This window comes from Methylobacterium mesophilicum (assembly GCF_036441335.1).
GTDB lineage: Bacteria > Pseudomonadota > Alphaproteobacteria > Rhizobiales > Beijerinckiaceae > Methylobacterium > Methylobacterium mesophilicum_B.
The window spans coordinates 1-26,358 of record NZ_MLBW01000023.1; the positions used below are offsets into that span (position 1 = coordinate 1).

The following is a 26,358-nucleotide window of genomic DNA, read 5'->3' on the forward strand; positions in this document are numbered from 1 at the left end:
GCGGACCGCCCGGGCCGGGGTGCTGCCGGTGTCGTTCGCGTGGTCGGATGTCGGCACCTGGGACGCGGTCTGGCAGGTGCTGGACCACGACGCGGCCGGCAACGCCGTGCGCGGCCGGGTCTCGCTGATCGGCACGCGGAACAGCCTCGTGCACAGCCAGGGCGAGGGCCTGACCGCGGTGGTGGGCCTGGAGGACGTGGTGGTGGTCTCCACCCCCGACGCGGTGCTGGTGGCCTCCAAGGCGCATTCGGGCCAGGTGAAGGAGCTGGTCGGCGCCCTGCGGGCGCAGGGCGCGCCGGAGGCGGACGCGCACCTGCGGATGTACCGGCCCTGGGGCTGGTACCAGCGCATCGACCTGGGCGAGCGCTTCCAGGTGAAGCGGATCCAGGTGGTGCCGGGCGGGCGGCTGTCGCTGCAGAAGCACTACCACCGGGCCGAGCACTGGGTGGTGGTGCGCGGCACCGCCGAGGTCACGATCGACGAGCGGGTGGTGCTCGTCCACGAGAACGAGGCGGTCTACCTGCCGATCGGCTCGATGCACAGGCTGGCCAACCCCGGCAAGATCCCCCTGGAGCTGATCGAGGTCCAGGTCGGCTCCTACACCGGCGAGGACGACATCATCCGCGTCGAGGACATCTACGGGCGCTGAGCCCGGGCCGGGCAGCCTGCGACCCGATCGCCCGCGGGCCGCCAGGAACATGCGGCCGCCCCGATCGATAGCCCAGCGTGTGGCCGCTCCCGTGCGGCCGCGCCGCAGCGTCGGGGACACCGCATGAAGCACAAGCCGCTCCGCGAGCAGGTCGTCGTGATCACCGGCGCCTCGTCGGGCATCGGCCTCGCCACCGCCCGGATGGCGGCCGAGCGCGGCGCCCGGGTGGTGCTGGCGGCGCGCAGCGGCGACGCCCTGGCGCGCATCCGGGCCGAGATCGAGGGCGTCGGCGGCAAGGCGATCGACGTCGTCGCCGATGTCGGCCGGCGGGCCGACGTGCAGGCGGTCGCCGACCGGGCCGAGGCCACCTTCGGCGGCTTCGACACCTGGGTGAACGTGGCGGGCGGCTCGATCTACGGCCGGCTGCGCGAGATCAGCGATGCCGATCACGAGCGCCTGATCCAGACGAACTTCTGGGGAACGGTCTACGGCTCCCTGGTGGCGACCGAGCACCTGCGCCGGCACGGGGGCGCCCTCATCAATGTCGGCAGCATCGCGTCCGACCTCGCCTTCCCGTTCCAGGGCATGTACGCGGCCTCGAAACACGCCGTGAAGGGCTTCACCGACGCCCTGCGCATGGAGCTGATGGACGAGAACGCGCCGATCTCGGTGACGCTGATCAAGCCGGCCTCGATCGACACGCCCCTGCCCCAGCGGGCGCGCAACTACATGGACCGCGAGCCGAGCCTGCCGCCGCCGATCTACCCGCCGGAGGAGGTGGCGAACGCCATCCTGCACGCGGCGGTGCACCCGCAGCGCGACATCTTCGTGGGCGGGGCCGGCAAGGCCTTCGTGGCCGGCAAGGAGTTGGCCCCCGGCGCCTACGACTATCTCGGCCCGGCGATCATCGCGCTGCAGAAGCGCGGGAGCGCGCCGCGCAACCCGGACGGCGCCCTGCACGCGCCGGTGGCGGCGGGCGAGACGCGGGGCGACCCGCCCGTTCCGGTCATGCGGACCAGCGCCTATACCCGCGCGACCCTGCACCCCCTCGCGGCGGCGGCCGGCCTCCTCGGCGTCGGCGCGGCCACCGAGACGATGTCGGCGCTGGAATCCACCACGCCCGCGAAGGCGATGTTGCTGATGTTGTAGTCGCGGCCGATGCCCGCGAGGATCCGCGACCGGTCCAGGAAGAAGTGCGAGTAGGCGAGGTTCAGCGTCAGCTGCTGGCTCCAGCGGTAGCTGGCGCCGACCGAGACGTTGTACCGGTCGCCGTCCGGCAGGCGCACCGAGCGATTCCGGAAGTCGATGGNCGGACGGCGGCGGCGGCTCTAGTGGCCGTCGCGACGGAGCCCCTGCCCGGGCCCGCCCGGCCTGCGCGGGAGGCCGGGACCGGCGCCGAGGCCGATCCCCGGATCGTGCCGCGCCGGATCGTGTCCCTGGCCGACGACCGGACGATCGCCTACGCGCAGACCGGCGCCGGGCCGGACCTCGTGGCGATCCACGGCACGCTGATGTGCCTGGAGGACGTCTGGCTCGGCCCCGTGCCGGCGCTGGCCGCGCATTTCCGCGTGCTCGCGGTCGACCGCCCGGGCCACGGCTTCAGCCGGCGCCCGCGCGGCGGCGCGGCCGACATCTGGGATCAGGCGGCCTCCATCCGGGAGGCCGTGCGGCGCCTCGGCCTGGAGCGCCCGGTCATCCTGGGCCACTCCTTCGGCGCCGCCGTCGCCCTCGCCTACGGCATGCTCCATCCGGACGAGGTGGCCGGTATCGTCGCCCTCGCGCCGATCTGCTTCCCCGAGCCGCGGCTGGAGCAGGTGCTGTTCGGGCCGCGGGCGCTGCCGTTCGGCGGCGACGCGCTCTCGGCGCTCCTGGGCGCGAGCAGCGACCGGGCGCTGCTCCCGCTCCTGTGGAACGCGATGTTCTTCCCCGAGGCGATGCCGCCGCGCTTCGCGCGGGACTTCCCCTTCGCCCTCGCGGGCCGCCCGGCGCAGATCACCGCCGAGGGCGAGGATGCGGGCTGGCTCTGGCCGGGGCTGACGCGCAGCGTCCTCGGCTACCCGGCCCTCCGCCGGCCCACGCGCATCCTGGGCGGCGGCGCCGACCTGGTCGTGAACACCGACCTGCACGGCCGGCGGGCGGCCAGCCTGATCCCCGGGGCGCAGTTCGAGCGCCTGGCGGGGGCCGGACACATGCTGCATCATCGTCAGACCGACGCGGTCGTGCGCGCGGCGCTGGCCGTCCGCTCGGCCGCCTGACGCCCCGCGAGCGGGGCCATCGTCAGCGGATGAGCGCCTTGATCTGCTGCTTGGCGCCCGCCTTCAGACGGGCGAGGCCGCCGCGGGCCTGCCGCTCGCGCTCCTGCCGCAGCGTGCGCTTCTCGGCGTTCCAGGGATGCTCGTGCCGGAGGGTGTGCTCCGGCGCGCGGACGCCGAAGCCGAGGGCGTAGGCGCGCCGCGGTCCGGCGCTGAGATTCGGCCCGGCGCAGTGCAGGGTCCGGCAATCGTGGAAGGTGGCGCCGCCGGCCGGCAGCGGACAGGGGACCGCGCGCTCCACCGGAACCCCGAGGGCCTCGAGCCCGTGGATCCGCGGATCGCCGCCGATGCTGCGATGGGGGAGGAGCGGCTCCCGGTGGCTTCCCGGGACGTAGAGCATGCAGCCGTTCTCCGGCGACACGTCCTGCAGGGGCATCCAGACCGTGATCGCCCGGTAATTGGTGTAGGCGGCGTAGAACGCCTCGTCCTGGTGCCACGCGGTCGCCGCGCCGATCTTCGGCGGCTTGCGGATCGCGTGCTCGAAGACCAGGGCCGCGCGGCCCCCCAGGAGCTGGCGCGCCATGGCCAGGGCGTTGGCCCGGAACAGGATGTCCCGGAGAAGCGGCTCGAACCGGGACGGATTGAGGAGCTGGGGCGAGCGCGCCTCGCTGGCGCCGCGGTCGACGTCGACGAGGTCGAACAGGCTCCCGTCCTTCCAGCCCCGCGCCTCCTCGAACAGGCGGTCATAGGCGCCGCGCAGCGTGTCGAGTTCCTCGGCGGTGGTGATCGCCGGGACGGTGACGAACCCGTCGCGCCGGAACGCGGCGATCTCGTCGTCGCTCAGGAGCCGCGTCGGGGTGCGCGCCGCCGCCCGGTGTCCCACGATCCAGCCGACGAGCCGCGACCGCGCCGCGGCCACGCGGGCGGAGAGGCCGTTTCCGGCCTCGGCGACGTCGAGCCCCAGGCGATCTGGAATCGTGACCGGCATCGCACCCTCCGCTTCGAAATGATCACGTGACGATGCCCACGTTTATTTCAGGGCTTACAGTACCTATTCTTAGGTACACCTAGTCATTCCGGCTTCAGGCATTCGGATTCAGCTTCGCCTCACACCACCTCCAGTTGAGATCGTCGGAGACAGCTCTTCCCGGGGCCGGGCGCGGGCGTTGGCCGCCGGCGTCGATCCCGCTGACGCGAGACGCCCGGTGCGGCAGCACCGCGCCGCGCCGATGCATCGTATTGATCGCATGTCCGAAACCCTTTTCTTTCATGGCCGATATTTAATGCAGCTCTTGGGCGTATTTGCGAGTTCACTCCGCGATCGAAGCGATCAGTACGGTCCGATTACTCGGAGAAAAATCATGAATATTTTAACGAAAGCTGCCGCGGCCGCGACCCTGGCGGCCCTGCCGGTCTCGGGCGCGCAGGCGATGCCGGTCCCGGCCGATCCGGGCCTCGCGGCGCCGATCACCCTGGTGGCGGGGGGATGCGGGCCGGGCGCCTGGCGCGGCCCCTGGGGCCACTGCCGCAGCACACCCTATGTCGGGCCGCTGCCCGGCGGCTGGTACCAAGTGCGTGCGGGGAACGGCTGCCCGCCCGGCTACTGGCGCGGACCGTGGGGCCATTGCCGCAACACGCCGTATCACGGACCGCTGCCGAACGGCGGCTACCGGTAGCCGCGGCGACGCCGGAGCGCTGGTGGGCGGTGAGGGACTCGAACCCCCGACCCTCTCCGTGTAAAGGAGACGCTCTACCAACTGAGCTAACCGCCCGGCCGGCGACCGTTACGGCATGGCGCCGGTCCGGTGCAAGGGTCCCCGCCCCGGATCCGCGTCAGGGGTCGACGGGCCGCGCCGGGAGGGCGTGGGACAGGCCGAGCGCCGCCACGAATTGCACAGCATCGGCTCCCGGGCCGCGCCACCGGTGACGATGCCGAATCGGCCGGCCGAGGCGGCCTCGCGGCAGGCCGCCTCCGGCATGCCGATCACCGGGCGCCGAACCGGCCGCGACGGCGCGCAGCACCGCCCGGTCGCCGATCTGCCCGCGGACATGGCCGGCAACGAGGTCGGTGCCGTGCGCGCTGGTGTTCGGGTCGATCAGCAGGACGCGCATCCGCGTCTCCGCGCCCGGATGCGCCCACGAAAAAGCCCCCGGCGCGCGGGGCGCCGGGGGCTCGTCTCGATCCGTCAGGCGGCTCAGTGGGCCACGAAGGCCGCGCCGTCCTCCTCGGTCCGGGCGGGCTTGGCCACCGGCAGCGGCTCCTCCCACTCGATCGCCTCGGGCTGGCGGACCAGCGCCTTCTCCAGCACTTGGTCCATCCGCGAGACCGGGATGATCTCCAGCCCGTTCTTCACGCTGTCGGGCACCTCCGCGATGTCCTTGGCGTTCTCCTCGGGGATCAGCACCGTCTTGATGCCGCCACGGAGCGCGGCCAGCAGCTTCTCCTTCAAGCCGCCGATCGGCAGGACCCGGCCGCGGAGCGTCACCTCGCCGGTCATCGCGACGTCGCGACGGACCGGGATCCCGGTCAGCGTCGAGATGATTGCGGTGGCCATGGCGATGCCGGCCGACGGACCGTCCTTCGGGGTCGCCCCTTCAGGCACGTGGACGTGGATGTCGCGGCGCTCGAAGAGCGGCGGCTCGATGCCGAAGTCGAGGGCCCGGGAGCGGACGTAGCTCGCCGCCGCCGAGATCGATTCCTTCATCACGTCCTTCAGGTTGCCGGTGACCGTCATCTTGCCCTTGCCGGGCATCATGACGCCCTCGATCGTCAGCAGCTCGCCGCCGACCTCGGTCCAGGCCAGACCCGTCACCACGCCGACCTGATCGTCCGCGTCGATCTCGCCGTAGCGGAACTTCGGCGGGCCGAGGAAGACCGGAAGGGTGTCCGGGGTCACCGCGACCGACTTGGTCTTGGTGATCAGGATCTCCTTCACCGCCTTGCGGATCAGGTTGGACAGCTCGCGCTCCAGGTTGCGGACGCCGGCCTCCCGCGTGTAGCGGCGCACCAGCATCATCAGGCCGTCGTCGTCGATCGACCACTCGTGCGTCCCGAGGCCGTGCTTCTTCAAGGCGTTCGGGATCAGGTGCTTGCGCGCGATCTCGACCTTCTCCTCCTCGGTGTATCCGGCGATGCGGATCACCTCCATCCGGTCCATGAGCGGGCCCGGGATGTTGAGGGTGTTGGCCGTGGTCACGAACATCACGTTCGAGAGGTCGTAATCAACCTCCAGGTAGTGGTCGTTGAAGGTGCTGTTCTGCTCAGGGTCGAGCACCTCGAGGAGCGCCGCCGACGGATCGCCGCGGAAGTCCATGCCCATCTTGTCGATCTCGTCGAGCAGGATGAGCGGGTTCGAGGTCTTGGCCTTGCGCATCGACTGCACGATCTTGCCGGGCATCGAGCCGATATAGGTCCGGCGGTGACCGCGGATCTCGGCCTCGTCGCGCACGCCGCCGAGCGACATCCGGACGAATTCGCGCCCCGTCGCCTTCGCGATCGACTTGCCGAGCGAGGTCTTGCCGACGCCGGGAGGACCGACGAGGCACAGGATCGGGCCGGTGAGCTTGTTCGCCCGCTGCTGCACGGCGAGGTACTCGACGATCCGCTCCTTGACCTTGTCGAGGCCGAAATGGTCCTCGTCGAGCAGCGCCTGGGCACCGAGCAGGTCCTTCTTGATCTTCGAGCGCTTGCCCCACGGGATGCCGAGCATCCAGTCGAGGTAGTTGCGCACGACGGTCGCCTCGGCCGACATAGGCGACATCTGGCGCAGCTTCTTCAGCTCGGCGGTGGCCTTGTCGCGGGCCTCCTTGGAGAGCTTGGTCTTCTCGATCTTCTCCTCGAGCTCGGCCAGCTCGTCGCGGCCGTCCTCGGAGTCGCCCAGCTCCTTCTGGATCGCCTTCATCTGCTCGTTCAGGTAGTACTCGCGCTGGGTCTTCTCCATCTGCCGCTTGACGCGGGTCCGGATGCGCTTCTCCACCTGGAGCACGGAGATCTCGCTCTCCATCAGAGACAGCACGCGCTCGAGGCGCTGCGCCACCGTGGGGGTCTCGAGGATGCCCTGCTTGTCGGAGATCTTGACGAGCAGGTGCGAGCCGATCGTGTCGGCGAGCTTGGACGGCTCGTCGATCTGGGTCACGGCGGAGACGACCTCGGGCGAGATCTTCTTGTTCAGCTTGACGTAGTTCTCGAACTCCGAGAGCACGGAGCGCGCGAGCGCCTCGGCCTCGACGCGGTCGCCGAGCTCGTCGTGGAGCGCCTCGGCGGTCGCCTCGTAGAACTCGTCCGAGCGGGTGAAGTCCACGACCTTCGCGCGGCCGACGCCCTCGACCAGCACCTTCACGGTGCCGTCGGGCAGCTTCAGCAGCTGGAGCACGGAGGCAAGGGTCCCGATCTTGTAGATCGCGTCGGTCGCCGGGTCGTCGTCGCCCGCGTTGATCTGGGTGGCGAGCAGGATGTGGCGGTCGGTGCGCACCGCCTCCTCGAGGGCGCGGATCGACTTCTCGCGGCCCACGAACAGGGGCACGATCATGTGCGGGAAGACGACGATGTCGCGCAGGGGGAGGACGGCGTAGGAGCCCGTCGAGCCCGGGACCACCGGCTGGCGCGATTTCGACTGTGACATGCTGACTTCCTCTCAGGGACGCCCGGGTTCGCCGCCTCCATGCACGGAGCGCGCCTACAGCCAGGGGCCGACCGGGCCGCGAGGGTCGGGGCTTTCTGGGACTTTGCGGCTGGTAACGCGGACCGAACCTCGAAGGAGCGTGCGGCCACCGCGCTGAGCCTGAGGTGGCTGCGGGGGAGACCGTTTTCAAGACGGTCCCCGCAGCGCGCCCGGCCGTGAGCCGGGCGCTTAGTGCAACCCTTCCAAGCGCTTACGCGCTGACGCTGGCGGGCGCGTCCTTGTTGCGGTCGCCGTGGATGTAGAGGGGGCGCGACTTGCCCTCCACCACCTCCGGGCCGATGACCACCTGCTCCACGGACTCGAGGCCCGGCAGGTCGTACATCGTGTCGAGCAGGATCGTCTCCAGGATGGAGCGCAGGCCGCGGGCGCCGGTCTTCCGCTCGATCGCCTTGCGGGCCACGAGCGACAGCGCCTCGTCCTGGAAGGTCAGGTCGACGTTCTCCATCTCGAACAGCCGCTGGTACTGCTTGACCAGGGCGTTCTTCGGCTCCTGCAGGATCTTCTTCAGCGCGGCCTCGTCGAGGTCCTCCAGCGTCGCCAGGACCGGCAGGCGGCCGACGAACTCGGGGATGAGGCCGAACTTCAGCAGATCCTCCGGCTCGACCGAGCGGAAGATCTCGCCGGTGCGGCGGTCGTCCGGGGCCTGCACGGTCGCGCCGAAGCCGATCGAGGTGCCCTTGCCGCGCTGGGAGATGATCCGCTCCAGCCCCGCGAAGGCGCCGCCGCAGATGAACAGGATGTTGGTGGTGTCGACCTGCAGGAATTCCTGCTGCGGGTGCTTCCGGCCACCCTGGGGCGGGACGGAGGCGACCGTGCCCTCCATGATCTTTAGGAGCGCCTGCTGAACGCCCTCGCCCGACACGTCGCGGGTGATCGACGGGTTGTCGGACTTGCGGGAGATCTTGTCGATCTCGTCGATGTAGACGATGCCCCGCTGCGCCCGCTCGACGTTGTAGTCCGAGGCCTGGAGCAGCTTGAGGATGATGTTCTCGACGTCCTCACCGACGTAGCCGGCCTCGGTCAGCGTCGTGGCGTCCGCCATGGTGAACGGCACGTCCAGGATGCGGGCGAGCGTCTGCGCGAGCAGCGTCTTGCCCGAGCCGGTCGGCCCGATCAGCATGATGTTGGACTTGGCCAGCTCGACGTCGTTGTGCTTCGTCGCGTGGGCGAGCCGCTTGTAGTGGTTGTGCACCGCGACCGAGAGGACCTTCTTCGCGAAGTCCTGGCCGATGACGTAATCGTCGAGGACGCGGCGGATCTCCTTGGGGGTCGGCACGCCGTCGCGGCTCTTCACCAGCGAGGATTTCGACTCCTCGCGGATGATGTCCATGCACAGCTCGACGCACTCGTCGCAGATGAACACCGTGGGGCCGGCGATCAGCTTGCGGACCTCGTGCTGGCTCTTGCCGCAGAACGAGCAATACAGCGTGCTCTTCGAGTCGTTGCCGCCAGTCTTGCTCATATCGGTCTCCGATTCCTCGCATCCGCAGCCGGCAAGGGGCGGACGCGCATCGCATGAATGTAGGGGGCCCGTTTAAAGAAACAGTGTGCTGCGCGCCTTTGACCGAAGGGCCCGAACCTCGATGCAAACACGCTGCCGCGGCGGGATCAAGGCCGCGCCGCGGCGGTCAGGCGACGCGGGCCGGTCAGGCGGCCGCCGGCTCGGGGCGCTTCTCGATCACCTCGTCGATGAGCCCGAACTCCTTGGCCGCGTCGGCGGTCATGAAGTTGTCGCGCTCCAGCGCCGTGTGGATCGTGTCGTAGTCGCGGCCGGTATGCTTCACGTAGATCTCGTTCAGGCGCCGCTTCAGCGCCTCGATCTCGCGGGCGTGGATCAGGATGTCGGTCGCCTGGCCCTGGAAGCCGCCGGACGGCTGGTGGACCATGATCCGGGCATTCGGCAGGGCGAAGCGGTGGCCCGGCTCGCCGGCGGTGAGCAGCAGGGAGCCCATCGAGGCGGCCTGGCCGACGCAGAGGGTCGTCACCGGGCAGCGGATGAACTGCATCGTGTCGTAGATCGACAGGCCCGAGGTGACCACGCCGCCGGGGGAGTTGATGTAGAAGGAGATCTCCTTCTTCGGGTTCTCCGCCTCGAGGAACAGCAGCTGCGCCACGATCAGCGACGCGCCGTAATCCTCCACGGGGCCGGTGAGGAAGATGATGCGCTCGCGGAGCAGGCGGGAGTAGATGTCGAAGGCGCGCTCGCCGCGGCTCGACTGCTCGACGACCATCGGCACGAGCGCGTTGTTGTAGACGTCGATCGGATCTCTCATCTCGTCCTGCCCCGGAGTGAGGCCCGGGGCTGCCGCGAATCAGGGCAGCCCCGGGCATGTCAGCGAACACCGGCGATGCTTAACCATCGCCTAACCCTTGCCCGCCGTCCTGGGACAGAGCGGGACTCAGTCGGCCTTGGCTTCGGTCTTGGCGTCGGTCTTGGACTCGCCCTTGGCCTCGGCCTTGTCTGCCGGCTTGCCGCCGGTCGTGTCGTCGTCATCTTCGTCCGCGAAAAGCGCCTCTTTCGAGACGGGCTCCTCGACGAGCTTGACCTGCCCGAGGACGTGGTCGACGACCTTCTCCTCGAACAGGGGCGCGCGGAGTTCCGCGAGCGCCTGCGCATTCTTCCGGTAGAAGTCCCAGACCTGCTGCTCCTGGCCCGGGAACTGCCGGACCCGGGCGATGAGGGCCTGGTTCACCTCCTCGTCCGAGACCTTGATATCGGCGCTCTCGCCGACCTGCGCAAGCACGAGACCGAGACGGACGCGCCGTTCCGCGATCTTCCGGTACTCGGCCTGGGCCTTCTCCTCGGTGGTGTCCTCGTCCTCGAAGGTCTTGCCGCGGGTCTTGAGGTCCTGCTCGACCTGGGCCCACACGGCGGCGAATTCCTGCGCCACCAGCGACGGGGGCAGCTCGAAGGCGTACTTGCCGTCCAGTGCGTCGAGGAGCTCCTTCTTGAGCCGGCGGCGCGAGGCGGTCTCGAAGTCGCGGCCGATCGCCTCCGACACGGCCTCGCGGAGCTTCTCCAGCGACTCCATGCCCATGGACTTGGCGAACTCGTCGTCGACCTTCGCCTCGCCCGGCGCCTGGATCTTCGTGACGGTCACGTCGAACTCGGCGTCCTTGCCGGCGAGGTGCTCGGCCCCGTACTCGGCCGGGAACGTGACCTTCACGAGGCGCTTGTCGCCGACCTTGGCGCCGACGAGCTGCTCCTCGAAGCCCGGGATGAACGAGCCGGAGCCGAGCTCCAGGTCGATGCCCTCGCCCTTGCCGCCCTGGAACTCCTCGCCGTCGATGCGGCCGACGAAGTCGATGGTGACGCGGTCGCCGGTCTGGGCCTCGGCACCCTCCTCGCGCTCGGTGAACGGACGGCTCTGGCCGGCCATGCGGTCGAGGGCCTCGTCGATCTCCGCGTCGGAGGGCTTGGCGACGAGCTTGGTCAGGCTGACGTCGGACAGGTCGGCGAGCTCGAAGCTCGGCATCACCTCGAGGGCGACCTTGAAGGCGAGGTCGCCCTTGGCGTCCAGCGCCTTCTCGACCTCGGCCTGGTCGGTCGGGAACTCGACCTGCGGCTCCAGGGCGAGCTTGAGGCCGTTATCGGTCACGATCTGGCGGTTCGCCTCGTTGACGGCGTTCTGCACGACCTCGGCCATCACGGAGCGGCCGTAGACCTTGCGCAGGTGCGCGACCGGCACCTTGCCGGGACGGAAGCCCTTGAGCTGCACCTTGTCCTTCATGCCGGACAGCTCGTTGGTCAGGCGCTCCTCGAGTTCCTGGGCGGCCAGCAGAACCTGAAACTCGCGCTTCAGCCCCTGGGCGTTGATCTCGGTCACCTGCATCGTCGTCGTCGCTCTTCAAAGAAACCTGGGTTCGCCGGCCGGGCCGGCGTCGTGCTCGCGCGGACCGGGATGCCGAGATGTCGGGTACGGGGCGGAGGGTCCCGAGGGGACCGCAACCTCAGCAGAGGTCCTGGTGCGGGCGGAGGGGCTCGAACCCCCACGTCTTGCGACACTGGAACCTAAATCCAGCGCGTCTACCAGTTCCGCCACGCCCGCGCGCGCCGACATCCGGCGCATCGCCGGCCGCCGGAAGCGGGCCCTATAGCATGGGCCGGCGAGCCCGCAGCAAAAAACTTGCCCCTGTGGCGCGGGAGCCCGCGCGCCGCTAAGGAGCGGACCCGTCGCGAGCCGCAGCCGAGATCCCATGCCGTCATCCCGCACCGTGCCGCCGACCGATTCGCGCGCCGGCACGCCGTCGCGCCGGACCCTGCTCGCCGCCGCGGCGGCCTTCGGGCTCGCTCCGGAGGCCGCGCGGGCGCCGCCATCGCCGAGAAGCTGTGCCCGCGCTTCGGCCTGAACCAGGCCGAGACCGAGACGGTGCGCTGGCTCGTCGAGCACCACCTGCCACCTCGCGCCCGGCGACGCGGCCTCCGTGCTGGCGGGCGAGAGCGGCGCGGCGAGCCCCGAATACATGGAGCAGCTGCGCCACAAGTTCGGCCTCGACCAGCCGCTCGCCGCGCAGTTCGGCGTCTACCTGCTGAACATGCTCCACCTCGACCTCGGCTACTCGTTCCGCAACGACAGCCCGGTGGGGAGCCTGATCGTCGACCGGCTCTGGCCCAGGCGCCGGCCGCCGCGCCGGGGACATCCGCGCCCGTCCAGCCGGAGCCCGCTTCCGCACCGACGGCCCTGCCGGCTGCGCCCGGCAAGGCCCGGTTCAGGCCGGACCCCGCGCCGGAGACGCCGGTCTGGTGCTTCGACGGCAAGGCGCTGCCGCCCGTCGTCCGGGTGAAGCTCGGGCAGGCGGTGCGCCTCAAGGTCGAGAACAGGACCGACAAGCCGCTGTCGCTGCACTGGCACGGGGTGCGCAACGTCAACGCCATGGACGGCGTCGGCGGCGTGACCCAGGCGCCGATCCCGCCGGGCGGCGACTTCCTCTACACCTTCACGCCGCCGGATGCCGGCTCCTACCTGATCCGGCCCCTGGTCGTCGGCGGCGCGAGCGAGCCGTCGGGCCGCGGTCTCGCCGGCATGCTGATCGTCGAGGAGACGAACCCGCCCGCGGTCGACGCCGACGTCAGTGTCGTGCTGCAGGACTGGCGGCTCCAGGACGACGGCACCCTCATGCCGTTCGGGCAGACGGCGCTCGCGGCCGCGCACGGACGCCTCGGCAACCTCGTGACCGTCAACGGCAAGCCGGTGCCGGGCGCCTTCGAGGCGAGGCCCGGCTCCCGGGTCCGCCTGCGCCTCGGCAACGCCTGCAACGCCCGGGCGACGCGCATCAAGTTCGAGGGCGTGAAGGTCTACGTTGCGGCGGTCGACGGCCAGCCGACCGACACGTTCGAGCCCCTGCGGGCCACCCTGCCCTTCCCGCCCGGCACCCGCTACGACCTGCTCGTCGACCTGCCGGAGCAGGAGGGCGCCACCTGCGAGATCCACGCGCTGGTCGGCAAGGGCCTCGTCCTGGCGAGCGTCGTCACCAAGGGCGCCCGGATCACCGAGAAGCGGCCTCCGATCGGGCCGATTGGCGAGAACAAGCGTCTGCCCGCCGAGATCAAGCTCCAGAACGCCCTGCGCCGCGACGTGGTGATCACCGGCGGCGCCTTCGTGCAGAAAGGGAAGGACGGGGCCAAGGACGGCCCCGCGCCCGACCCGGTCTACACGGGCGACCCGCAGAAGATCTGGTCGGTGAACGGCGCGAGCGGCACCGCCGGCCTCGCGCCGATCTTCTCGGTGAAGCGCGGCCAGGTGGTGGTGCTGGCCCTGCGCAACGAGACCGCCTTCCCGCAGGCGCTGCACCTGCACGGCCACTGCTTCCGCCTGCTCCACCCCCTGGACGACGGCTGGGAGCCCTACTGGCTCGACACGTTCCAGCTCCTGGAGGGACGGACCGCCCGGATCGGATTCCTGGCGGACAATCCGGGGCGCTGGCTGATCAGCGCCACGGTGCTGGAGCGGTTCGACACCGGCCTCTGGACGGCGTTCGAGGTGACCTGAGCGGTCAGCCCCCGGTCGACGCGACGAGATCGCGCAGCACCGCCGGCATCAATTCGGGGATGTCCTCGGCGATCAGGCCCGGCCCGTGGCGCAGGCCGGCATCCCCGTGGAGCCAGACGCCGGCCGCGGCGGCCGCGAACGGCTCCATGCCCTGCGCCAGCAGGCCGGCGATCAGGCCGCCGAGCACGTCCCCGGACCCGGCCGTCCCGAGATAGGGGCTGCCGTGGTCGTTGATGGCCGCGCGCCCGTCGGGGGCCGCGATCACCGTGTCGGCGCCCTTGAACACCACAACGGCGCCGGTGAGCGCGGCCGCCGCGCGGGTACGGGCGAGCTTGTCGGCCCCCTCCGCCGTCGCGTCCGTCCCGTCGAAGAGCCGCGCGAACTCGCCGGCATGCGGAGTCAGCACGGCCCGCGCCTCCCCGTCGGCGAGATGGGCGGCGAGCAGGGGCGCCTTCCCGGCGAAGCTCGTCAGCGCGTCGGCGTCGAGGACGAGGCCGCGCCCGGCCGCCGCCGCCACGGCGACGCGCTCCCGGGTCGGCTCGCCGGTGCCGAGCCCGGGTCCGGCCAGGATGACGTTCAGCCGCTCGTCGGTGAGCAGGTCGTCGAGATCGTCGGCGCTCTCGCAGGGCCGCAGCATGATCGCCGTGAGGTGGGCGGCGTTCTCGGGCAGCGCGGCGACCGGCGACGCGACGGTNGCCACGTAGCCGTCGCCGCCGTTGTTGCCCGGCCCGCACAGGACGACGACGCGGCCGCCAGCCGGCAGCCTGGCCCGGGCGCGTTCCGCGACGGCCGCTCCGGCCGCCTCCATCAGGGTCAGGCCCGCCACGCCGCCGTCGATGGCCGCCGCATCGACCCGCCTCATCGCCGCGACCGTCAGCACCCGCATGTCCGTCTCCGCCTCTGCCCGTGCACCGATCAGCCCTGACTAAAATCGCGCCAGATTCCGGTGAAGCGCACTAAGGATGTGCGTGCATCGCACATCAAATAGGCACTATGGTCGGACGCGCCGCGAAAACGGCGTGGCGAAGGCGTCACGAGGATGTTAGAAATGCCAGGCACCGCAGCGCAGGCCCGAGCGGCATGAAGAAGATCGAAGCGATCATCAAGCCTTTCAAGCTCGACGAGGTGAAGGAGGCGCTCCAGGAGGTCGGCCTCCAGGGCATCACCGTCATCGAGGCGAAGGGTTTCGGCCGTCAGAAGGGCCACACGGAGCTCTATCGGGGCGCCGAGTACGTGGTCGATTTCCTGCCCAAGGTGAAGCTCGAGATCGTCCTGTCCGACGCCCTGGTCGAGGGCGCCGTGGAGGCGATCCGCAAGTCGGCCCAGACCGGGCGCATCGGCGACGGCAAGATCTTCGTCTCGACGATCGAGGAGGCGATCCGCATCCGCACCGGCGAGACCGGCACGGACGCGATCTGAATCGCCGCCCGCCGGCGGTCCCGGCCCCGCCGGCGGCCACGCCCAGCGCGACATCTGCCTAAGATTTCGCACTGCGCGAATGTCCGGCATCGGCGCCTCCGGCCCTGGAGCGCCGTCCTCCGCACCCCACATCATCGGGAACGGCCGGCCCGATCGGCCGCTCGAACTGGTGCAGGAGGAAGTGCGATGGCCGTCACGGACCCGCGCGAGACCGCCAAGATCTACGATCTGTCCGCGTTCCGACGCGCGCGCGAGACCGCCCGGGCGGCCCCGGAGGCGAAGCCCGCGGCCGTGCCGAGCTTCGGCGGGGGCGCGTGGTACCACGAGGCCGCCATCCGCGAGGACGAGCGCCCGCGGCGGTCCTGAGGCGGAGGCATCGGGAGCGCCGGCACCCCTTTACGGCCGTCGAGCAGGCCCGGCGGCCCCACTCACCCAAACCCACTCATCCTGAGCTACCCGCGGCCGCGGGCCTCGAGAGGCCTCAGGCTGTCCGCGCGATCCCCGGAGGCCTCCGTCGAGGCCTGCGCCGGGTTCAGGCCCCTCGGGACGGGGATCAGATCGGGTGCCCGTGGCCCGGAAACGGCGAAGCCGGACCCCAGGGCCCGGCTCCGTATCGTCTGTCGTAGCTCCGCGTCTTACGCGGCTGCGGCGGCCTCGGTCGGCACGGAAGCGATCGTCTTCAGCACCTGCGAGGCGATCTGGTAGGGGTCGCCCTGCGAGTTCGGACGGCGGTCCTCCAGGTAGCCCTTGTAGCCGTTGTTCACGAAGGAGTGCGGCACGCGGATCGAGGCGCCGCGGTCGGCCACGCCGTACGAGAACTCGTGGATCGAGGCGGTCTCGTGCTTGCCGGTCAGGCGCATGTGGTTGTCCGGACCGTAGACGGCGATGTGCTCCTCGCGGGCGTTCTTGAACGCCTCCATGAGCTTCTCGAAATAGGCCTTGCCGCCGTGCTCGCGCATGAACGCGGTCGAGAAGTTGCAGTGCATGCCCGACCCGTTCCAGTCGGTGTCGCCGAGCGGCTTGCAGTGGTACTCGACGTCGATGCCGTACTTCTCGCAGAGGCGCTGCAGGAGGTAGCGGGCCATCCACATCTCGTCGGCGGCCTTCTTGGAGCCCTTGCCGAAGATCTGGAACTCCCACTGGCCCTTGGCCACCTCGGCGTTGATGCCCTCGTGGTTGATGCCGGCGTCGAGGCAGAGGTCGAGGTGCTCCTCGACGATCTTGCGGGCGACGTCGCCGACGTTCGAGTAGCCGACGCCGGTGTAGTACGGGCCCTGCGGCGCCGGGTAGCCGGAGGTCGGGAAGCCGAGCGGGCGGCCGTCCTTGTACAGGAAGTACTCCTGCTCGAAGCCGAACCAGGCGCCGGCATCGTCGAGGATGGTGGCGCGCTTGTTCGACTCGTGCGGGGTCGTGCCGTCCGGCATCATCACCTCGCACATCACCAGCACGCCGTTCTTGCGGGCCGGGTCGGGGAAGTGGCGCACGGGCTTCAGCATGCAGTCGGAGCTGCCGCCCTCGGCCTGCTTGGTGGACGAGCCGTCGAAGCCCCACATCGGGAGCTGCTCGAGGGTCGGGAAGCTGTCGAATTCCTTGATCTGCGTCTTACCGCGGAGGTTCGGGGTCGGCGTGTACCCGTCGAGCCATATGTACTCGAGCTTATATTTGGTCATTCCGGTTCTCTCGTCCGTATCGATGCGCGACCTGGGCAACCCGGGACGACGCGAACGGCTTGCCGCCTCGTCGACGGCTGCGGCCGCCTTCGCATGGATCGTGCCAGGAGGGCCATTGCCGGAGCACAACGGCGCCCTAGAAACCGAGCTGCCGATCACGGTTGCGAGATCGGGTGCGCGAACGGGCCGATCGTTCCATCCGGAAGCCGATTCCGCTGTCCGGCGGGTGGCAAGGCACGCCCGCGCCGGATATCAAGCGCCGCTTGCCGGCGCGCGCGACCGCGTGCGGGTGCGCCACGAGACGATTCAGAGATCCCTGGAGGATGCCCACGATGACCACTGCGGCCGAGGTGCTGAAGACGATCCGGGACAACGACGTGCGTTACGTGGACTTCCGGTTCACCGACCCGCGCGGCAAGTGGCAGCACGTCACGTTCGACGTGTCGCTCATCGACGAGGAGATCTTCGACGAGGGCACCATGTTCGACGGCTCCTCGATCGCCGGCTGGAAGGCGATCAACGAGTCCGACATGCTGCTGATGCCGGACCCGGTCACCGCCACGCTGGACCCGTTCTTCTCGGCCGCGACCATGTCGATCGTCTGCGACGTGCTGGAGCCGGCCACCGGCGAGCCCTACGGCCGTGACCCGCGCGGGACCGCCAAGCGCGCCGAGGCCTACCTGCAGCAGACCGGCATCGGCGACACGATCTATGTCGGCCCCGAGGCCGAGTTCTTCGTGTTCGACGACGTGAAGTTCGGCGCCGACCCGTACCGCACCGGCTTCGAGCTCGATTCCACCGAGCTGCCGACCAACGGCTTCACCGACTACGAGGGCGGCAACCTCGGCCACCGGGTGCAGACCAAGGGCGGCTACTTCCCGGTCCCGCCGCAGGATTCGGCGCAGGACATGCGCGGCGAGATGCTGGCCGCCATGCAGTCCATGGGCGTGAAGGTCGAGAAGCACCACCACGAGGTCGCCTCGGCCCAGCACGAGCTCGGCATGAAGTTCGACACGCTGACCCTGCTCGCCGACCACATGCAGATCTACAAGTACTGCATCCACAACGTCGCGCAGAGCTACGGCAAGTCGGCGACCTTCATGCCCAAGCCCGTCTACGGCGACAACGGCTCAGGGATGCACGTCCACCAGTCGATCTGGAAGGACGGCAAGCCGGTCTTCGCGGGCGACAAGTATGCCGGCCTGTCCCAGGAATGCCTCTGGTACATCGGCGGCATCATCAAGCACGCCAAGGCGCTGAACGCCTTCACGAACCCGTCGACCAACTCGTACAAGCGCCTGGTGCCGGGCTACGAGGCGCCGGTGCTGCTGGCCTACTCGGCCCGCAACCGCTCGGCCTCCTGCCGCATCCCGTGGACGAAGAGCCCGAAGGCCAAGCGCGTCGAGGTCCGCTTCCCCGACCCGATGGCCAACCCCTACCTCGCCTTCTCGGCGCTGCTGATGGCCGGCCTCGACGGCATCCGCAACAAGATCGATCCGGGCCCGGCCATGGACAAGGACCTGTACGAGCTGCCGCCGCGGGAGCTGAAGAAGATCCCGACCGTGTGCGGCTCGCTCCGCGAGGCCCTGACCAGCCTCGACAAGGACCGGGCCTTCCTCAAGGAAGGCGGCGTGTTCTCGGACGACCAGATCGACTCGTTCATCGAGCTGAAGATGACCGAGGTGCTGCGCTACGAGATGACCCCGCACCCGATCGAGTTCGTGCAGTACTACTCGCTGTGAGGTGAGCGAGGGCCGGGCGCGATGCCCGGCCCTCCACCCTCTCCTGGGCCGGGGCCTCTCGCGGGGTCCCGGCCTTTTGCTTGGGGACGCTCCGGCGTCGCGATCGAATCCCGATCCGAGGGCGCCCGTCGGCGCGGCGGCCGGGTCATGCCCGGCGGCCGCACGGGCGCCGGCGGTCACACGGAGCCCGCCCGATGCTCACCCTCGACCACCTCGTCGTCGTCGCCCCCGATCTCGCGGAGGGCGTGGCGCATGTCCGGGATTGCCTCGGCCTCGCCATGCCGGAGGGCGGCCGCCACCGCGAGATGGGAACCCGCAACCACCTGCTGCGCCTCGGCGACACCCTGTTCCTGGAGGTCATCGCCGTCGATCCGGAGGCGGCGGCGCCGTCGGGCGCCCGCTGGTTCGGCCTCGGCGACGCGGCGCGGGTGCGGGCCGACTGGGATTCGGGCCGGCGGCTGCGCGGTCTCCGACGGCCTCCTCGCCGCGCACGGCGCGCTCCTCGGGGCCGCGGCGACGATGACCCGGGGCGACCTGTCCTGGCGCTTCGCGGTGCCGCCGGGCGGGGCGTGGCCGGCGGACGGGGCCGCGCCCTGCGCGATGGATTGGGGACCGCGCGGCAATCCCGCCGCGACGATGCCGGATCTCGGCGCCGGTCTGGAGGCGCTCGTCCTGACGCATCCGGATCCCGACGCCGTCGCGGGGCTACACGCGGTGCTGGGTCTCGCCGCTCCACCGCAGGTTGTATCCGGCCCGGGCCCGCGCTGGACTGCCCGGATCAACACCCCGTCGGGACCGCGGACCCTGACCTGAGGGCGACGGACCCTCCTCGCCGGCCTGATCGGGTGGGCGACCGGCGAGGAGGGCCTGGCCGGGACTCGGGAGCCCAGGCAGCCACAACCTACCAGCGACACATCGCGGTGCGGTGACAGGAAAGTCTCACGCGCACAGGAAGTGTGCAGGATCCTCCGCGCCCTCAGGTGTGCGCGAAGATGTCGGTCTCGGGCCAGCCGTCGAGGTCGAGGCGGGCCCGCGTCGGCAGGAAGCCGAAACAGGCGGCCGCGAGGTCGGTGCGGCCTTCCCGAGCCAGCATGGCGTCGAGCCGCTCCCGGGCCGCGTGCAGATGGAGGACGTCGGAGGCGGCGTAGTCGAGCTGCGCCTGCGACAGGGTCTCGGCGCCCCAGTCGGAGGATTGCTGCTGCTTCGACAGGTCGACGCCGACCAGCTCGCGGACCACGTCCTTCAGCCCGTGGCGATCCGTGTAGGTGCGGGCGAGCTTCGAGGCGATCTTGGTGCAGTAGACCGGGCTCGGCATGACCCCGAGGGCCCTGTAGAGGACCGCCACGTCGAACCGCGCGAAGTGGAAGATCTTCAGGATCCCGGGATCGGCCAGGACCCGCTTGAGCACGACCGGCTCCGGCCCGTCCTGCGGGATCTGGACCACGTCGGCGGTGCCGTCGCCGGTGGAGAGCTGCACCACGCAGAGGCGGTCCCGATGCGGATTGAGACCGAGCGTCTCGGTGTCGATCGCCACCGCCCGGCCCGCGTCGTAGCTGGCGGGCAGGTCGCCGCGGTGAAGACGTACGGTCGGGCTCGGCATCGTTCTCGGACCTTGCGGGGTTTTCGGCCGGTAGCATCGGTGCCAAGTGCCGGCAAGCCGCCGACGATGCGCGCGGCCCGGACCGACAGGGAGCTGGACATGACGGCAGCCGAGGTGATCGCGACCCTGGGGTTGAAGCCCCATCCCGAGGGCGGCCATTACCGCGAGACGTTCCGCGATCCCCGCACCGTCGACGGGCGCTCGGTCGGCACCGCGATCTACTTCCTGCTCGACCTCGGCGAGGTCTCGGCGTGGCACCGGGTCGACGCCACCGAGATCTGGCACTGGCACGCCGGCGCGCCGCTGGTGATCACCACGAGCCCGAACGGGCACGACGCCGAGGCCCGGCATCTCGGACCGGACCTCGCCGCCGGGCAGCGCCCGCAATGCGTCGTGCCGGCCGGCCACTGGCAGACCGCCACCAGCCTGGGCGCGTGGACCCTCGTCGGCTGCACGGTCTCGCCGGGCTTCGACTTCGCCGGCTTCGAGATGGCGCCGCCCGACTGGCGGCCGACGCCGCGGGGCTAGGCCGGTGTCACCGACGCCCGCGAGGCTCGCACCGCCGTCAGCGCGCCCGCCACGATCAGCAGGCAGGCGAGCGCGAGGCCCGGTCCGGGGCTGGCGTATCCGGCCACGACCAGGATCAGCGTCGAGAGGACCGGTGCCGCGTAGGCGATGACGCCGAGCAGCCGGACGTCGCCGTGCTTGCAGCCGATATCCCAGAGATAGAAGGCTGCGCCGACCGGCCCCAGGCCGAGCATCAGCACGGCGCCCCACTGCTCGGCGTCGGCCGGCCAGACCGTCGTCTCGAAAGCCAGGTGACAGGCAAGGCTCAGCGCCGCCGTGACCAGGCAGAAGCCCGCGACGGCATCGGTCGGCACCTGCCCGACGCGGGCGGAGAGGACCGAGTAGCCGGCCCAGACGAAGGCCGCCGCCAGGGCGACGGCGTAGCCCGGCAGCGCCCCCGCGGCGAACCCGAGATCGCCCCGACCGGCGAACAGCACCGAGATCCCGGCGAGGCCGAGGAGCGCGCCGATCAGGTGACCCGGGCGCAGGCCGCCGGCCTCGGGCAGGCGCGCCGAGAACAGGACGATGAGCAGGGGCCACAGGTAGCTGATCAGCCCGGCCTCGGCCGGCGGCGCGAGGCGCAGGGCGCTGAAGTAGAGGGCGTGGTAGCCGAACAGGCCGCCGACGCCGAGGATCCAGACCCGCCAGGGCTGGATCAGCGCGCGGGCGCGGGCGGGCCGGATGATCCAGGCGACGCATCCGCAGAGCCCTCCGATCAGGAAGGTCGTGGCAGCGAGCTGGAAAGGCGGCATCGCGCCCGACGCGGCGGTGAAGAGGGCGAGCAGCGACCAGAGCGCGATCGCGCCGACACCCGCGATCGTCGCGGCGGAGCGGGCCTTCGGACGGGTTACGATTCCTGAACGCGCGGTCATCGCCGTTCGCTACCATGCGTTCATCCGAGTCGGCGAGGTCGGGGGTCACGCCCCTGTCACCGTCCCCCTCTACCGGCGGCCTGGAACGGGAGGTTCGCGATGCGTGGGATCATGTTGGGGCTGGGGCTGCTTCTGGGGGCGACCGCGGCCCTCGCCGGCGAGGCCGCCCAGCTCGGGCCCCGGCCCTTCTACCTCGTCGACCAGCTGAAGCCCGGCCCGCTCAAGGAGAGGCTCGCCGCCTGCGGCGTCGACCGGACCTACACGCCCCGGACCTTCTCGATCTCCCACCGCGGCGCGCCGCTGATGTTCCCGGAACACACCCGGGAGGGCCTGCTCGCCGCGTACCGGATGGGCGCCGGGATCATCGAGTGCGACGTGGCCTTCACCAAGGACCGCCAGCTCGTCTGCCGCCACAGCCAGTGCGACCTGCACACGACCACCGACATCCTGGCCCGGCCGGAACTCGCGGCGAAGTGCACGCAGGGCTTCACGCCGGCCGATCCGGCCACCGGGCGGAAGGCCTCGGCCAAGTGCTGCACCAGCGACCTGACGCTGGACGAGTTCAAGGCGCTGAACGGGAAGATGGACGCGTCCGACCCGGACGCCACCACGGTGGCGGCCTACATGAACGCGACGCCGCGCTGGCGCACCGACCTCTACGCCGGCACCGGCACGCTGATGTCGCACAGGGAGTACATCGCGCTGGTGAAGGGGATGGGTCGGAAATTCACCCCCGAGCTCAAGGCGCCCCAGGTCCCGATGCCGTTCCAGGGCACCTACACGCAGGACATGTACGCCCAGCAGCTGATCGACGAGTACAAGGAGGCCGGAGTCCCGGCCGCCGACGTCTACCCGCAGAGCTTCCAGCTCCGCGACATCCTCTACTGGCTGGAGAAGGATCCGGAATTCGGCCGCCAGGCGATCTTCCTCGACGACCGGGACGAGACCGCGAAGGGCTTCGACCCGGAGAAGCCCGCCACGTGGCAGCCCGGCATGGCCGAACTCGCCCGGAAGGGCGTCAAGATCCTGGCGCCGCCGCTGTGGATGCTGGTCCGGCCGGGCCCGGACGGGTCGATCGAGCCCTCGACCTACGCCCGGGAGGCCAGGGCGGCCGGGCTGGGGCTGATCGCGTGGTCGCTGGAGCGCTCGGGCCCGCTGAAGGGCGGCGGCGGGTACTATTACCAGTCGATCAAGCCGGTGGTCACCGGCGACGGCGACATCCTGCGGCTGCTCGACGTCCTGCACGAGCAGGTCGGCGTGCTGGGGGTCTTCTCCGACTGGCCCGCGACCACGACCTTCTACGCCAACTGCGTCGGCGCGCGGTAGCGCCGCCGCTCAGTCGGCCCAGAGGGCCACGAGGGAGAAGAAGCCGGCCATCACGAAGTTCACGATCAGGAAGCCGGTGATGATGAGGGCGAGCGTCATGGTGGCCTCGGAGGCGGAGCGGTCTGGAGGATGGGGGCGCGGCGCGGCCAGGCCTTCGTGGACCTGCGCCGCCCGCCGATATTCCCCGCGGCGCGTCCGCGGGGCGTGCGCGGTGTCCGCCTAGTACGGGATCAGCACGTAGACGAGGTTGGACAGGTACTCGCCGCTCAGCGGCTTCCAGCCGAGCCGCCGCCGGATCAGGCCGTAGCCCGCGCAGGTCAGCGCGGCGGAGCCGAGGACCGCGAGCGTGAACCAGGCCAGGCTGGCGGTCGCGAACCCGACGGCGATGCCGAACAGGGCCACCGCCACGAAGATGATCCGGCTCGGGTTGCGCGGGCCGCGCGTCGTCATGTCGGACATGGGGACCTCCCTCGATCCGGATCAGCGGGCGCGGCAGTTCGGGCCGTACCAAGTCATGGTCCGGCGATCCATGCCGCCGTCCGAGGAGGCGCCGCAGACGGGGAAGCGCGGGTCGCCGGTGCGCTGGAGGCTCATCACCTTGTAGAGGTCCTGCTGGGCCTCGCGGCGGCGGTTCTGCTCGGCGAGCTGCGCCTGCCAGTACAGGTTGCTGTTGGACTGGGCGACGGCGCGCTGCTGGTGGAGGCCCATCATGCACTCGGCGAAGCCGTCGGTGCCGGGCTCGAAGCCGAACGCGTAGCACTGGTTCTGATCCAGGGCGTGGCGCTCCTGCGGCGTGACGCAGGCCGCGAGACCCAGGGCACAGGCCGCCGCGAGGCCGAGCTTCGCGACCGCGGGCAGCGCGGGGCTGCGGCGGGCCGCGGCGCGGTCGTCACCAGTGCCGGTCGTGCGGGAAGAACAATCCTGGCTCTCGCCGATAAACTGAACGCCGAATTTACCGTGAAACCAGTTGTTCATGATCCTCGAGACCTCGATTTCTATCGGCGGGACCATCCGTGAGCCGATGGAAGGAGATCTATACGAGGCCGCTCGAATTGTTCGTGTCTCAGGACACGCGGGCCATCGCGCCGATCGCTGCCCGCAATGCCCGTTATCCCGCTCGACGCGCGTTTCCGCACGCGGGGAAGGACTTTCGTCACGCTTGCTGGGTCGGACTGTCCGAGCCGGCGACCGCGGCGGGCGGCGCCCGGCATTCTCTCGGACGCCGACATGCGGGGTCCGCGCGGGGCGGATCGGCGGTCACCGCCGTCCTGCGCCGCCGACGGGCACCGCCGCCCTGCACCGCCGCGACGATCATCGGAGGGAGCGGTGCGCGGCCGGCATCGTCGGTCGGCCCGCCGTCACGGCGCGGCCCCTGCAGCCCCGGCCTGCTGAGGCGGGCGCGCCGGGTCGCTCCGGCGCGCCCGCGGGCGATCAGACGAAGTGCTGGCCGCCGTTGATGGTCAGCGTCGAGCCGTTCACGAAGCCGGCCTCGTCGCTGGCGAGATACTCGACCGCGTGGGCGATCTCGTCGGACTCGCCGAGGCGGCCGGTCGGGATGGTCGAGATGATCTTGTTGCGGATGTCCTCGGGCACCGCCATCACCATCTCGGTGGCGATGTAGCCCGGCGCCACCACGTTGACCGTGATGCCCTTCGCGGCGCTCTCCTGCGCCAGCGCCTTGGCGAAGCCGATCACGCCGGCCTTGGCGGCCGAGTAGTTGGTCTGGCCGGCCTGGCCCTTCTGGCCGTTGATCGACGAGATGATGATGATGCGGCCGAAGTTGCGGCTGCGCATGCCCTCGATCAGCGGACGGGTGCAGGTGAACATCGAGTCGAGGTTGGTCTTGATGACCGCCTGCCACTTGTCGAACGTCATCTTGTGGAAGGCGCCGTCCCGGGTGATGCCGGCGTTGTTCACCAGGATGTCGACCGGGCCGAGCTCGGCCTCGATCGCCTTGATCCCGGCCTCGCAGCTCGCGAGATCACCCACGTCGAACTTGAAGACCGGGATGCCGGTCTCGGCCTTGAAGGCGTTGGCCGCCTCGTCGTTGCCGGCGTAGTTGGCGGCGACCTTGTAGCCCTTGTCCTTGAGCCGCTTCGAGATCGCCGCGCCGATGCCGCGGGTGCCGCCCGTCACGAGGGCGACGCGTCCTTGAGCCATTGTTTCCTCCTGTTCGCATCACTTGATGCCGCGTGCGGATGGCGTCCGCACGCGATTTTTTCTGACTTCGGCCTTAAGTCTATGTTGTGGGCCGATACTGTCGTGACAGACCGATCAGGTCCGCTCGACGCACATCGCCACACCCATGCCGCCGCCGATGCAGAGCGTGGCGAGGCCCTTCTTGGCGTCGCGGCGCTTCATCTCGTGCAGCAGGGTGACGAGGACGCGGGCGCCCGAGGCGCCGATCGGGTGGCCGATGGCGATGGCGCCGCCGTTGACGTTCACCTTCGCGTCGTCCCAGCCCATGTCCTTGTTCACGGCCAGCGCCTGGGCCGCGAAGGCCTCGTTGGCCTCGATCAGGTCGAGATCGGACGGCTTCCAGCCGGCCTTCTCGAGGGCCTTGCGCGAGGCGGGGATCGGGCCGGTACCCATCACCTTCGGGTCGACGCCCGCGGTCGCCCAGGACTTGATCCGGGCGAGCGGGGTCAGGCCGCGGCGCTCGGCCTCCGAGGCCGACATCAGCACGAGGGCGGCGGCGCCGTCGTTGAGGCCGGAGGCGTTGGCGGCCGTGACGGTACCGTCCTTGGTGAAGGCCGGCTTCAGCTTGGCCATCGCCTCCATGGTGGCGCCGTCGCGGATGTACTCGTCGGTGTCGACGACCGTGTCGCCCTTCTTGCCCGGCACCGTGACCGGGACGATCTCGTCCTTGAAGCGGCCCTCTTTGCGGGCGGCCTCGGCCTTGTTCTGCGAGCGGGTCGCGAACTGGTCCTGCTGCTCGCGGGTGAGCTGGAAGGCCTGGGCGACGTTCTCGGCGGTCTGGCCCATGTGGTAGCCGTTGAAGGCGTCCCAGAGCCCGTCCTTGATCATGGTGTCGACGAGCTTCACGTCGCCCATCTTCTGGCCGCCGCGCAGGTACTGCGCGTGGGGCGACAGGGACATCGATTCCTGACCGCCGGCCACGATGACCTTGGCGTCGCCGTTGGCGATCTGCTGCATGCCGATCGCGACCGTGCGCAGGCCCGAGCCGCAGACCTGGTTGAGACCCCAGGCGGTCGCCTTCTCGGGGATGCCGGCCTTGATGGCCGCCTGACGGGCGGGGTTCTGGCCGGCGCCCGCGGTGAGGACCTGGCCGAAGATCACCTCGTCCACCTCATCGGGCGAGACCTTGGCCCGCTCCAGGGCGGCCTTGATCGCCGTCGCGCCGAGCTCGTGGGCCGGCACCGCCCCGAAGGCGCCGCCGAACGAGCCGACCGGCGTGCGCGCGGCCCCGACGATCACGATCTCTTCGCTGCCTGCCATGTGAACGTTCTCCTCTCGCGAGCCGGCGCGCCTTCCACGTCCCGGGGCGCGCTCTGTGCCGGCCCTGGGATGAAGGGCTTGGGGTCGGCGAAGTCAAGGTTGTGCATCGCTGCGCCGAACGCGCCGATGA

The 26,358-nt window shown here is 70.5% G+C and carries 24 protein-coding genes, 2 tRNA genes and 3 pseudogenes; 12 read left to right on the forward strand and 17 right to left on the reverse strand.

The features are described 5' to 3' along the window. Together MMR14E_RS14775 and MMR14E_RS14780 are read left to right on the forward strand one after the other, a co-directional pair. The coding region (locus MMR14E_RS14775) for a cupin domain-containing protein (protein ID WP_331315311.1) at positions 1–649 on the forward strand (649 nt) is incomplete at its 5' end. 123 nt (positions 650–772) lie between these two features. Then, positions 773–1,798 carry an SDR family oxidoreductase gene (locus MMR14E_RS14780; RefSeq protein ID WP_331315313.1) on the forward strand — a complete coding sequence of 342 codons (1,026 nt, stop codon included), beginning with the start codon at positions 773–775 and terminating at the stop codon, positions 1,796–1,798. On the opposite strand, the pseudogene MMR14E_RS29280 reads toward MMR14E_RS14780, so the two are convergent. Next, positions 1,792–1,935, reverse strand: a pseudogene (locus MMR14E_RS29280) (outer membrane protein transport protein); the annotation flags it as partial. The gene MMR14E_RS14780 and the pseudogene MMR14E_RS29280 overlap by 7 nt on opposite strands. 45 nt (positions 1,936–1,980) lie before the next feature. Between MMR14E_RS29280 and MMR14E_RS14790 the strand changes: the two are divergent. Next, complete coding sequence (locus MMR14E_RS14790) at positions 1,981–2,904, forward strand: alpha/beta hydrolase (protein ID WP_331315314.1); 924 nt, start codon at positions 1,981–1,983, stop codon at positions 2,902–2,904. A gap of 22 nt (positions 2,905–2,926) precedes the next feature. Here MMR14E_RS14790 and MMR14E_RS14795 read toward each other — a convergent pair whose 3' ends face one another. Further along, complete coding sequence (locus MMR14E_RS14795; protein ID WP_331315315.1) at positions 2,927–3,889, reverse strand: phytanoyl-CoA dioxygenase family protein; 963 nt, start codon at positions 3,887–3,889, stop codon at positions 2,927–2,929. Positions 3,890–4,262: 373 nt separating this feature from the next. On the opposite strand from MMR14E_RS14795, the gene MMR14E_RS14800 reads away from it, so the two are divergent. After that, positions 4,263–4,577 carry a GCG_CRPN prefix-to-repeats domain-containing protein gene (locus MMR14E_RS14800; protein ID WP_331315317.1) on the forward strand — a complete coding sequence of 105 codons (315 nt, stop codon included), beginning with the start codon at positions 4,263–4,265 and terminating at the stop codon, positions 4,575–4,577. Between the two features lie 20 nt (positions 4,578–4,597). Here the strand turns inward: MMR14E_RS14800 and MMR14E_RS14805 are convergent. The 7 genes from MMR14E_RS14805 to MMR14E_RS14835 form a co-directional block, all read right to left on the reverse strand. Further along, positions 4,598–4,673: transfer RNA gene (locus MMR14E_RS14805), tRNA-Val, on the reverse strand. 61 nt (positions 4,674–4,734) lie between these two features. Further along, positions 4,735–5,013, reverse strand: coding sequence for a hypothetical protein (locus tag MMR14E_RS14810; RefSeq protein WP_331315318.1), 279 nt, complete (start codon positions 5,011–5,013; stop codon positions 4,735–4,737). A gap of 83 nt (positions 5,014–5,096) precedes the next feature. Beyond that, positions 5,097–7,523 (reverse strand): endopeptidase La, encoded by a 2,427-nt coding sequence (gene lon / locus MMR14E_RS14815; RefSeq protein ID WP_331315319.1) that lies wholly within the window; start codon positions 7,521–7,523, stop codon positions 5,097–5,099. A gap of 250 nt (positions 7,524–7,773) precedes the next feature. Then, the gene (clpX, locus tag MMR14E_RS14820) at positions 7,774–9,045 is read right to left on the reverse strand and encodes an ATP-dependent Clp protease ATP-binding subunit ClpX (RefSeq protein ID WP_010684321.1); all 1,272 of its coding nucleotides are present in this window, start codon (positions 9,043–9,045) and stop codon (positions 7,774–7,776) included. 184 nt (positions 9,046–9,229) lie between these two features. Beyond that, complete coding sequence (locus MMR14E_RS14825) at positions 9,230–9,856, reverse strand: ATP-dependent Clp protease proteolytic subunit (protein WP_012322036.1); 627 nt, start codon at positions 9,854–9,856, stop codon at positions 9,230–9,232. A gap of 126 nt (positions 9,857–9,982) precedes the next feature. After that, entirely contained in the window at positions 9,983–11,416 is a 1,434-nt protein-coding gene (gene tig / locus MMR14E_RS14830; RefSeq protein ID WP_331315321.1) for a trigger factor, read from the reverse strand. A gap of 131 nt (positions 11,417–11,547) precedes the next feature. Further along, positions 11,548–11,632, reverse strand: a tRNA-Leu gene (locus MMR14E_RS14835). 376 nt (positions 11,633–12,008) lie between these two features. Between MMR14E_RS14835 and MMR14E_RS14840 the strand changes: the two are divergent. Next, a pseudogene (locus tag MMR14E_RS14840) lies at positions 12,009–12,131 on the forward strand (ABC transporter permease); the annotation flags it as partial. A 59-nt stretch (positions 12,132–12,190) separates the two neighbouring features. Beyond that, positions 12,191–13,573 carry a multicopper oxidase family protein gene (locus MMR14E_RS14845; RefSeq protein ID WP_331315552.1) on the forward strand — a complete coding sequence of 461 codons (1,383 nt, stop codon included), beginning with the start codon at positions 12,191–12,193 and terminating at the stop codon, positions 13,571–13,573. Between the two features lie 4 nt (positions 13,574–13,577). Here MMR14E_RS14845 and MMR14E_RS14850 read toward each other — a convergent pair whose 3' ends face one another. After that, complete coding sequence (locus MMR14E_RS14850; RefSeq protein ID WP_331315323.1) at positions 13,578–14,459, reverse strand: ADP-dependent NAD(P)H-hydrate dehydratase; 882 nt, start codon at positions 14,457–14,459, stop codon at positions 13,578–13,580. A 194-nt stretch (positions 14,460–14,653) separates the two neighbouring features. On the opposite strand from MMR14E_RS14850, the gene MMR14E_RS14855 reads away from it, so the two are divergent. Together MMR14E_RS14855 and MMR14E_RS14860 are read left to right on the forward strand one after the other, a co-directional pair. Then, positions 14,654–14,992: a P-II family nitrogen regulator gene (locus MMR14E_RS14855; RefSeq protein WP_003600526.1), complete on the forward strand. Its 339-nt coding sequence runs from the start codon at positions 14,654–14,656 to the stop codon at positions 14,990–14,992. Positions 14,993–15,178: 186 nt separating this feature from the next. Beyond that, positions 15,179–15,358, forward strand: coding sequence for a DUF2735 domain-containing protein (locus MMR14E_RS14860; protein WP_331315324.1), 180 nt, complete (start codon positions 15,179–15,181; stop codon positions 15,356–15,358). A gap of 269 nt (positions 15,359–15,627) precedes the next feature. Here MMR14E_RS14860 and MMR14E_RS14865 read toward each other — a convergent pair whose 3' ends face one another. Next, positions 15,628–16,662 carry a glutamine synthetase beta-grasp domain-containing protein gene (locus MMR14E_RS14865; RefSeq protein WP_331315326.1) on the reverse strand — a complete coding sequence of 345 codons (1,035 nt, stop codon included), beginning with the start codon at positions 16,660–16,662 and terminating at the stop codon, positions 15,628–15,630. Between the two features lie 332 nt (positions 16,663–16,994). Between MMR14E_RS14865 and glnA the strand changes: the two genes are divergently transcribed. Further along, positions 16,995–18,404, forward strand: a complete 1,410-nt coding sequence (glnA, locus tag MMR14E_RS14870) for a type I glutamate--ammonia ligase (RefSeq protein ID WP_192706492.1) — start codon at positions 16,995–16,997, stop codon at positions 18,402–18,404. Positions 18,405–18,598: 194 nt separating this feature from the next. Continuing rightward, positions 18,599–19,217, forward strand: a pseudogene (locus MMR14E_RS14875) (VOC family protein). A 163-nt stretch (positions 19,218–19,380) separates the two neighbouring features. Here MMR14E_RS14875 and MMR14E_RS14880 read toward each other — a convergent pair. Then, positions 19,381–20,004: a ribonuclease D gene (locus tag MMR14E_RS14880; protein ID WP_331315327.1), complete on the reverse strand. Its 624-nt coding sequence runs from the start codon at positions 20,002–20,004 to the stop codon at positions 19,381–19,383. A gap of 99 nt (positions 20,005–20,103) precedes the next feature. Between MMR14E_RS14880 and MMR14E_RS14885 the strand changes: the two genes are divergently transcribed. Beyond that, positions 20,104–20,532, forward strand: a complete 429-nt coding sequence (locus tag MMR14E_RS14885) for a cupin domain-containing protein (RefSeq protein ID WP_020090769.1) — start codon at positions 20,104–20,106, stop codon at positions 20,530–20,532. Here the strand turns inward: MMR14E_RS14885 and MMR14E_RS14890 are convergent. Next, positions 20,529–21,443: a DMT family transporter gene (locus MMR14E_RS14890; protein WP_331315329.1), complete on the reverse strand. Its 915-nt coding sequence runs from the start codon at positions 21,441–21,443 to the stop codon at positions 20,529–20,531. The two genes, MMR14E_RS14885 and MMR14E_RS14890, sit on opposite strands and share 4 nt — an antisense overlap. A gap of 99 nt (positions 21,444–21,542) precedes the next feature. Here MMR14E_RS14890 and MMR14E_RS14895 point away from each other — a divergent pair, with 99 nt between their 5' ends. Beyond that, entirely contained in the window at positions 21,543–22,769 is a 1,227-nt protein-coding gene (locus MMR14E_RS14895; RefSeq protein ID WP_331315331.1) for a glycerophosphodiester phosphodiesterase family protein, read from the forward strand. 219 nt (positions 22,770–22,988) lie between these two features. Here the strand turns inward: MMR14E_RS14895 and MMR14E_RS14900 are convergent, their stop codons facing one another. From MMR14E_RS14900 to MMR14E_RS14915, 4 genes are all read right to left on the reverse strand, one after another. Further along, complete coding sequence (locus tag MMR14E_RS14900) at positions 22,989–23,228, reverse strand: hypothetical protein (RefSeq protein ID WP_331315333.1); 240 nt, start codon at positions 23,226–23,228, stop codon at positions 22,989–22,991. A 21-nt stretch (positions 23,229–23,249) separates the two neighbouring features. Continuing rightward, positions 23,250–23,744, reverse strand: a complete 495-nt coding sequence (locus MMR14E_RS14905; protein ID WP_331315335.1) for a hypothetical protein — start codon at positions 23,742–23,744, stop codon at positions 23,250–23,252. A gap of 456 nt (positions 23,745–24,200) precedes the next feature. Then, on the reverse strand, positions 24,201–24,929 hold the full coding sequence (phbB, locus tag MMR14E_RS14910) for an acetoacetyl-CoA reductase (protein WP_331315337.1): 729 nt from the start codon (positions 24,927–24,929) through the stop codon (positions 24,201–24,203). A gap of 114 nt (positions 24,930–25,043) precedes the next feature. After that, positions 25,044–26,228, reverse strand: a complete 1,185-nt coding sequence (locus tag MMR14E_RS14915) for an acetyl-CoA C-acetyltransferase (protein ID WP_331315338.1) — start codon at positions 26,226–26,228, stop codon at positions 25,044–25,046. Positions 26,229–26,358: the final 130 nt, after the last annotated feature.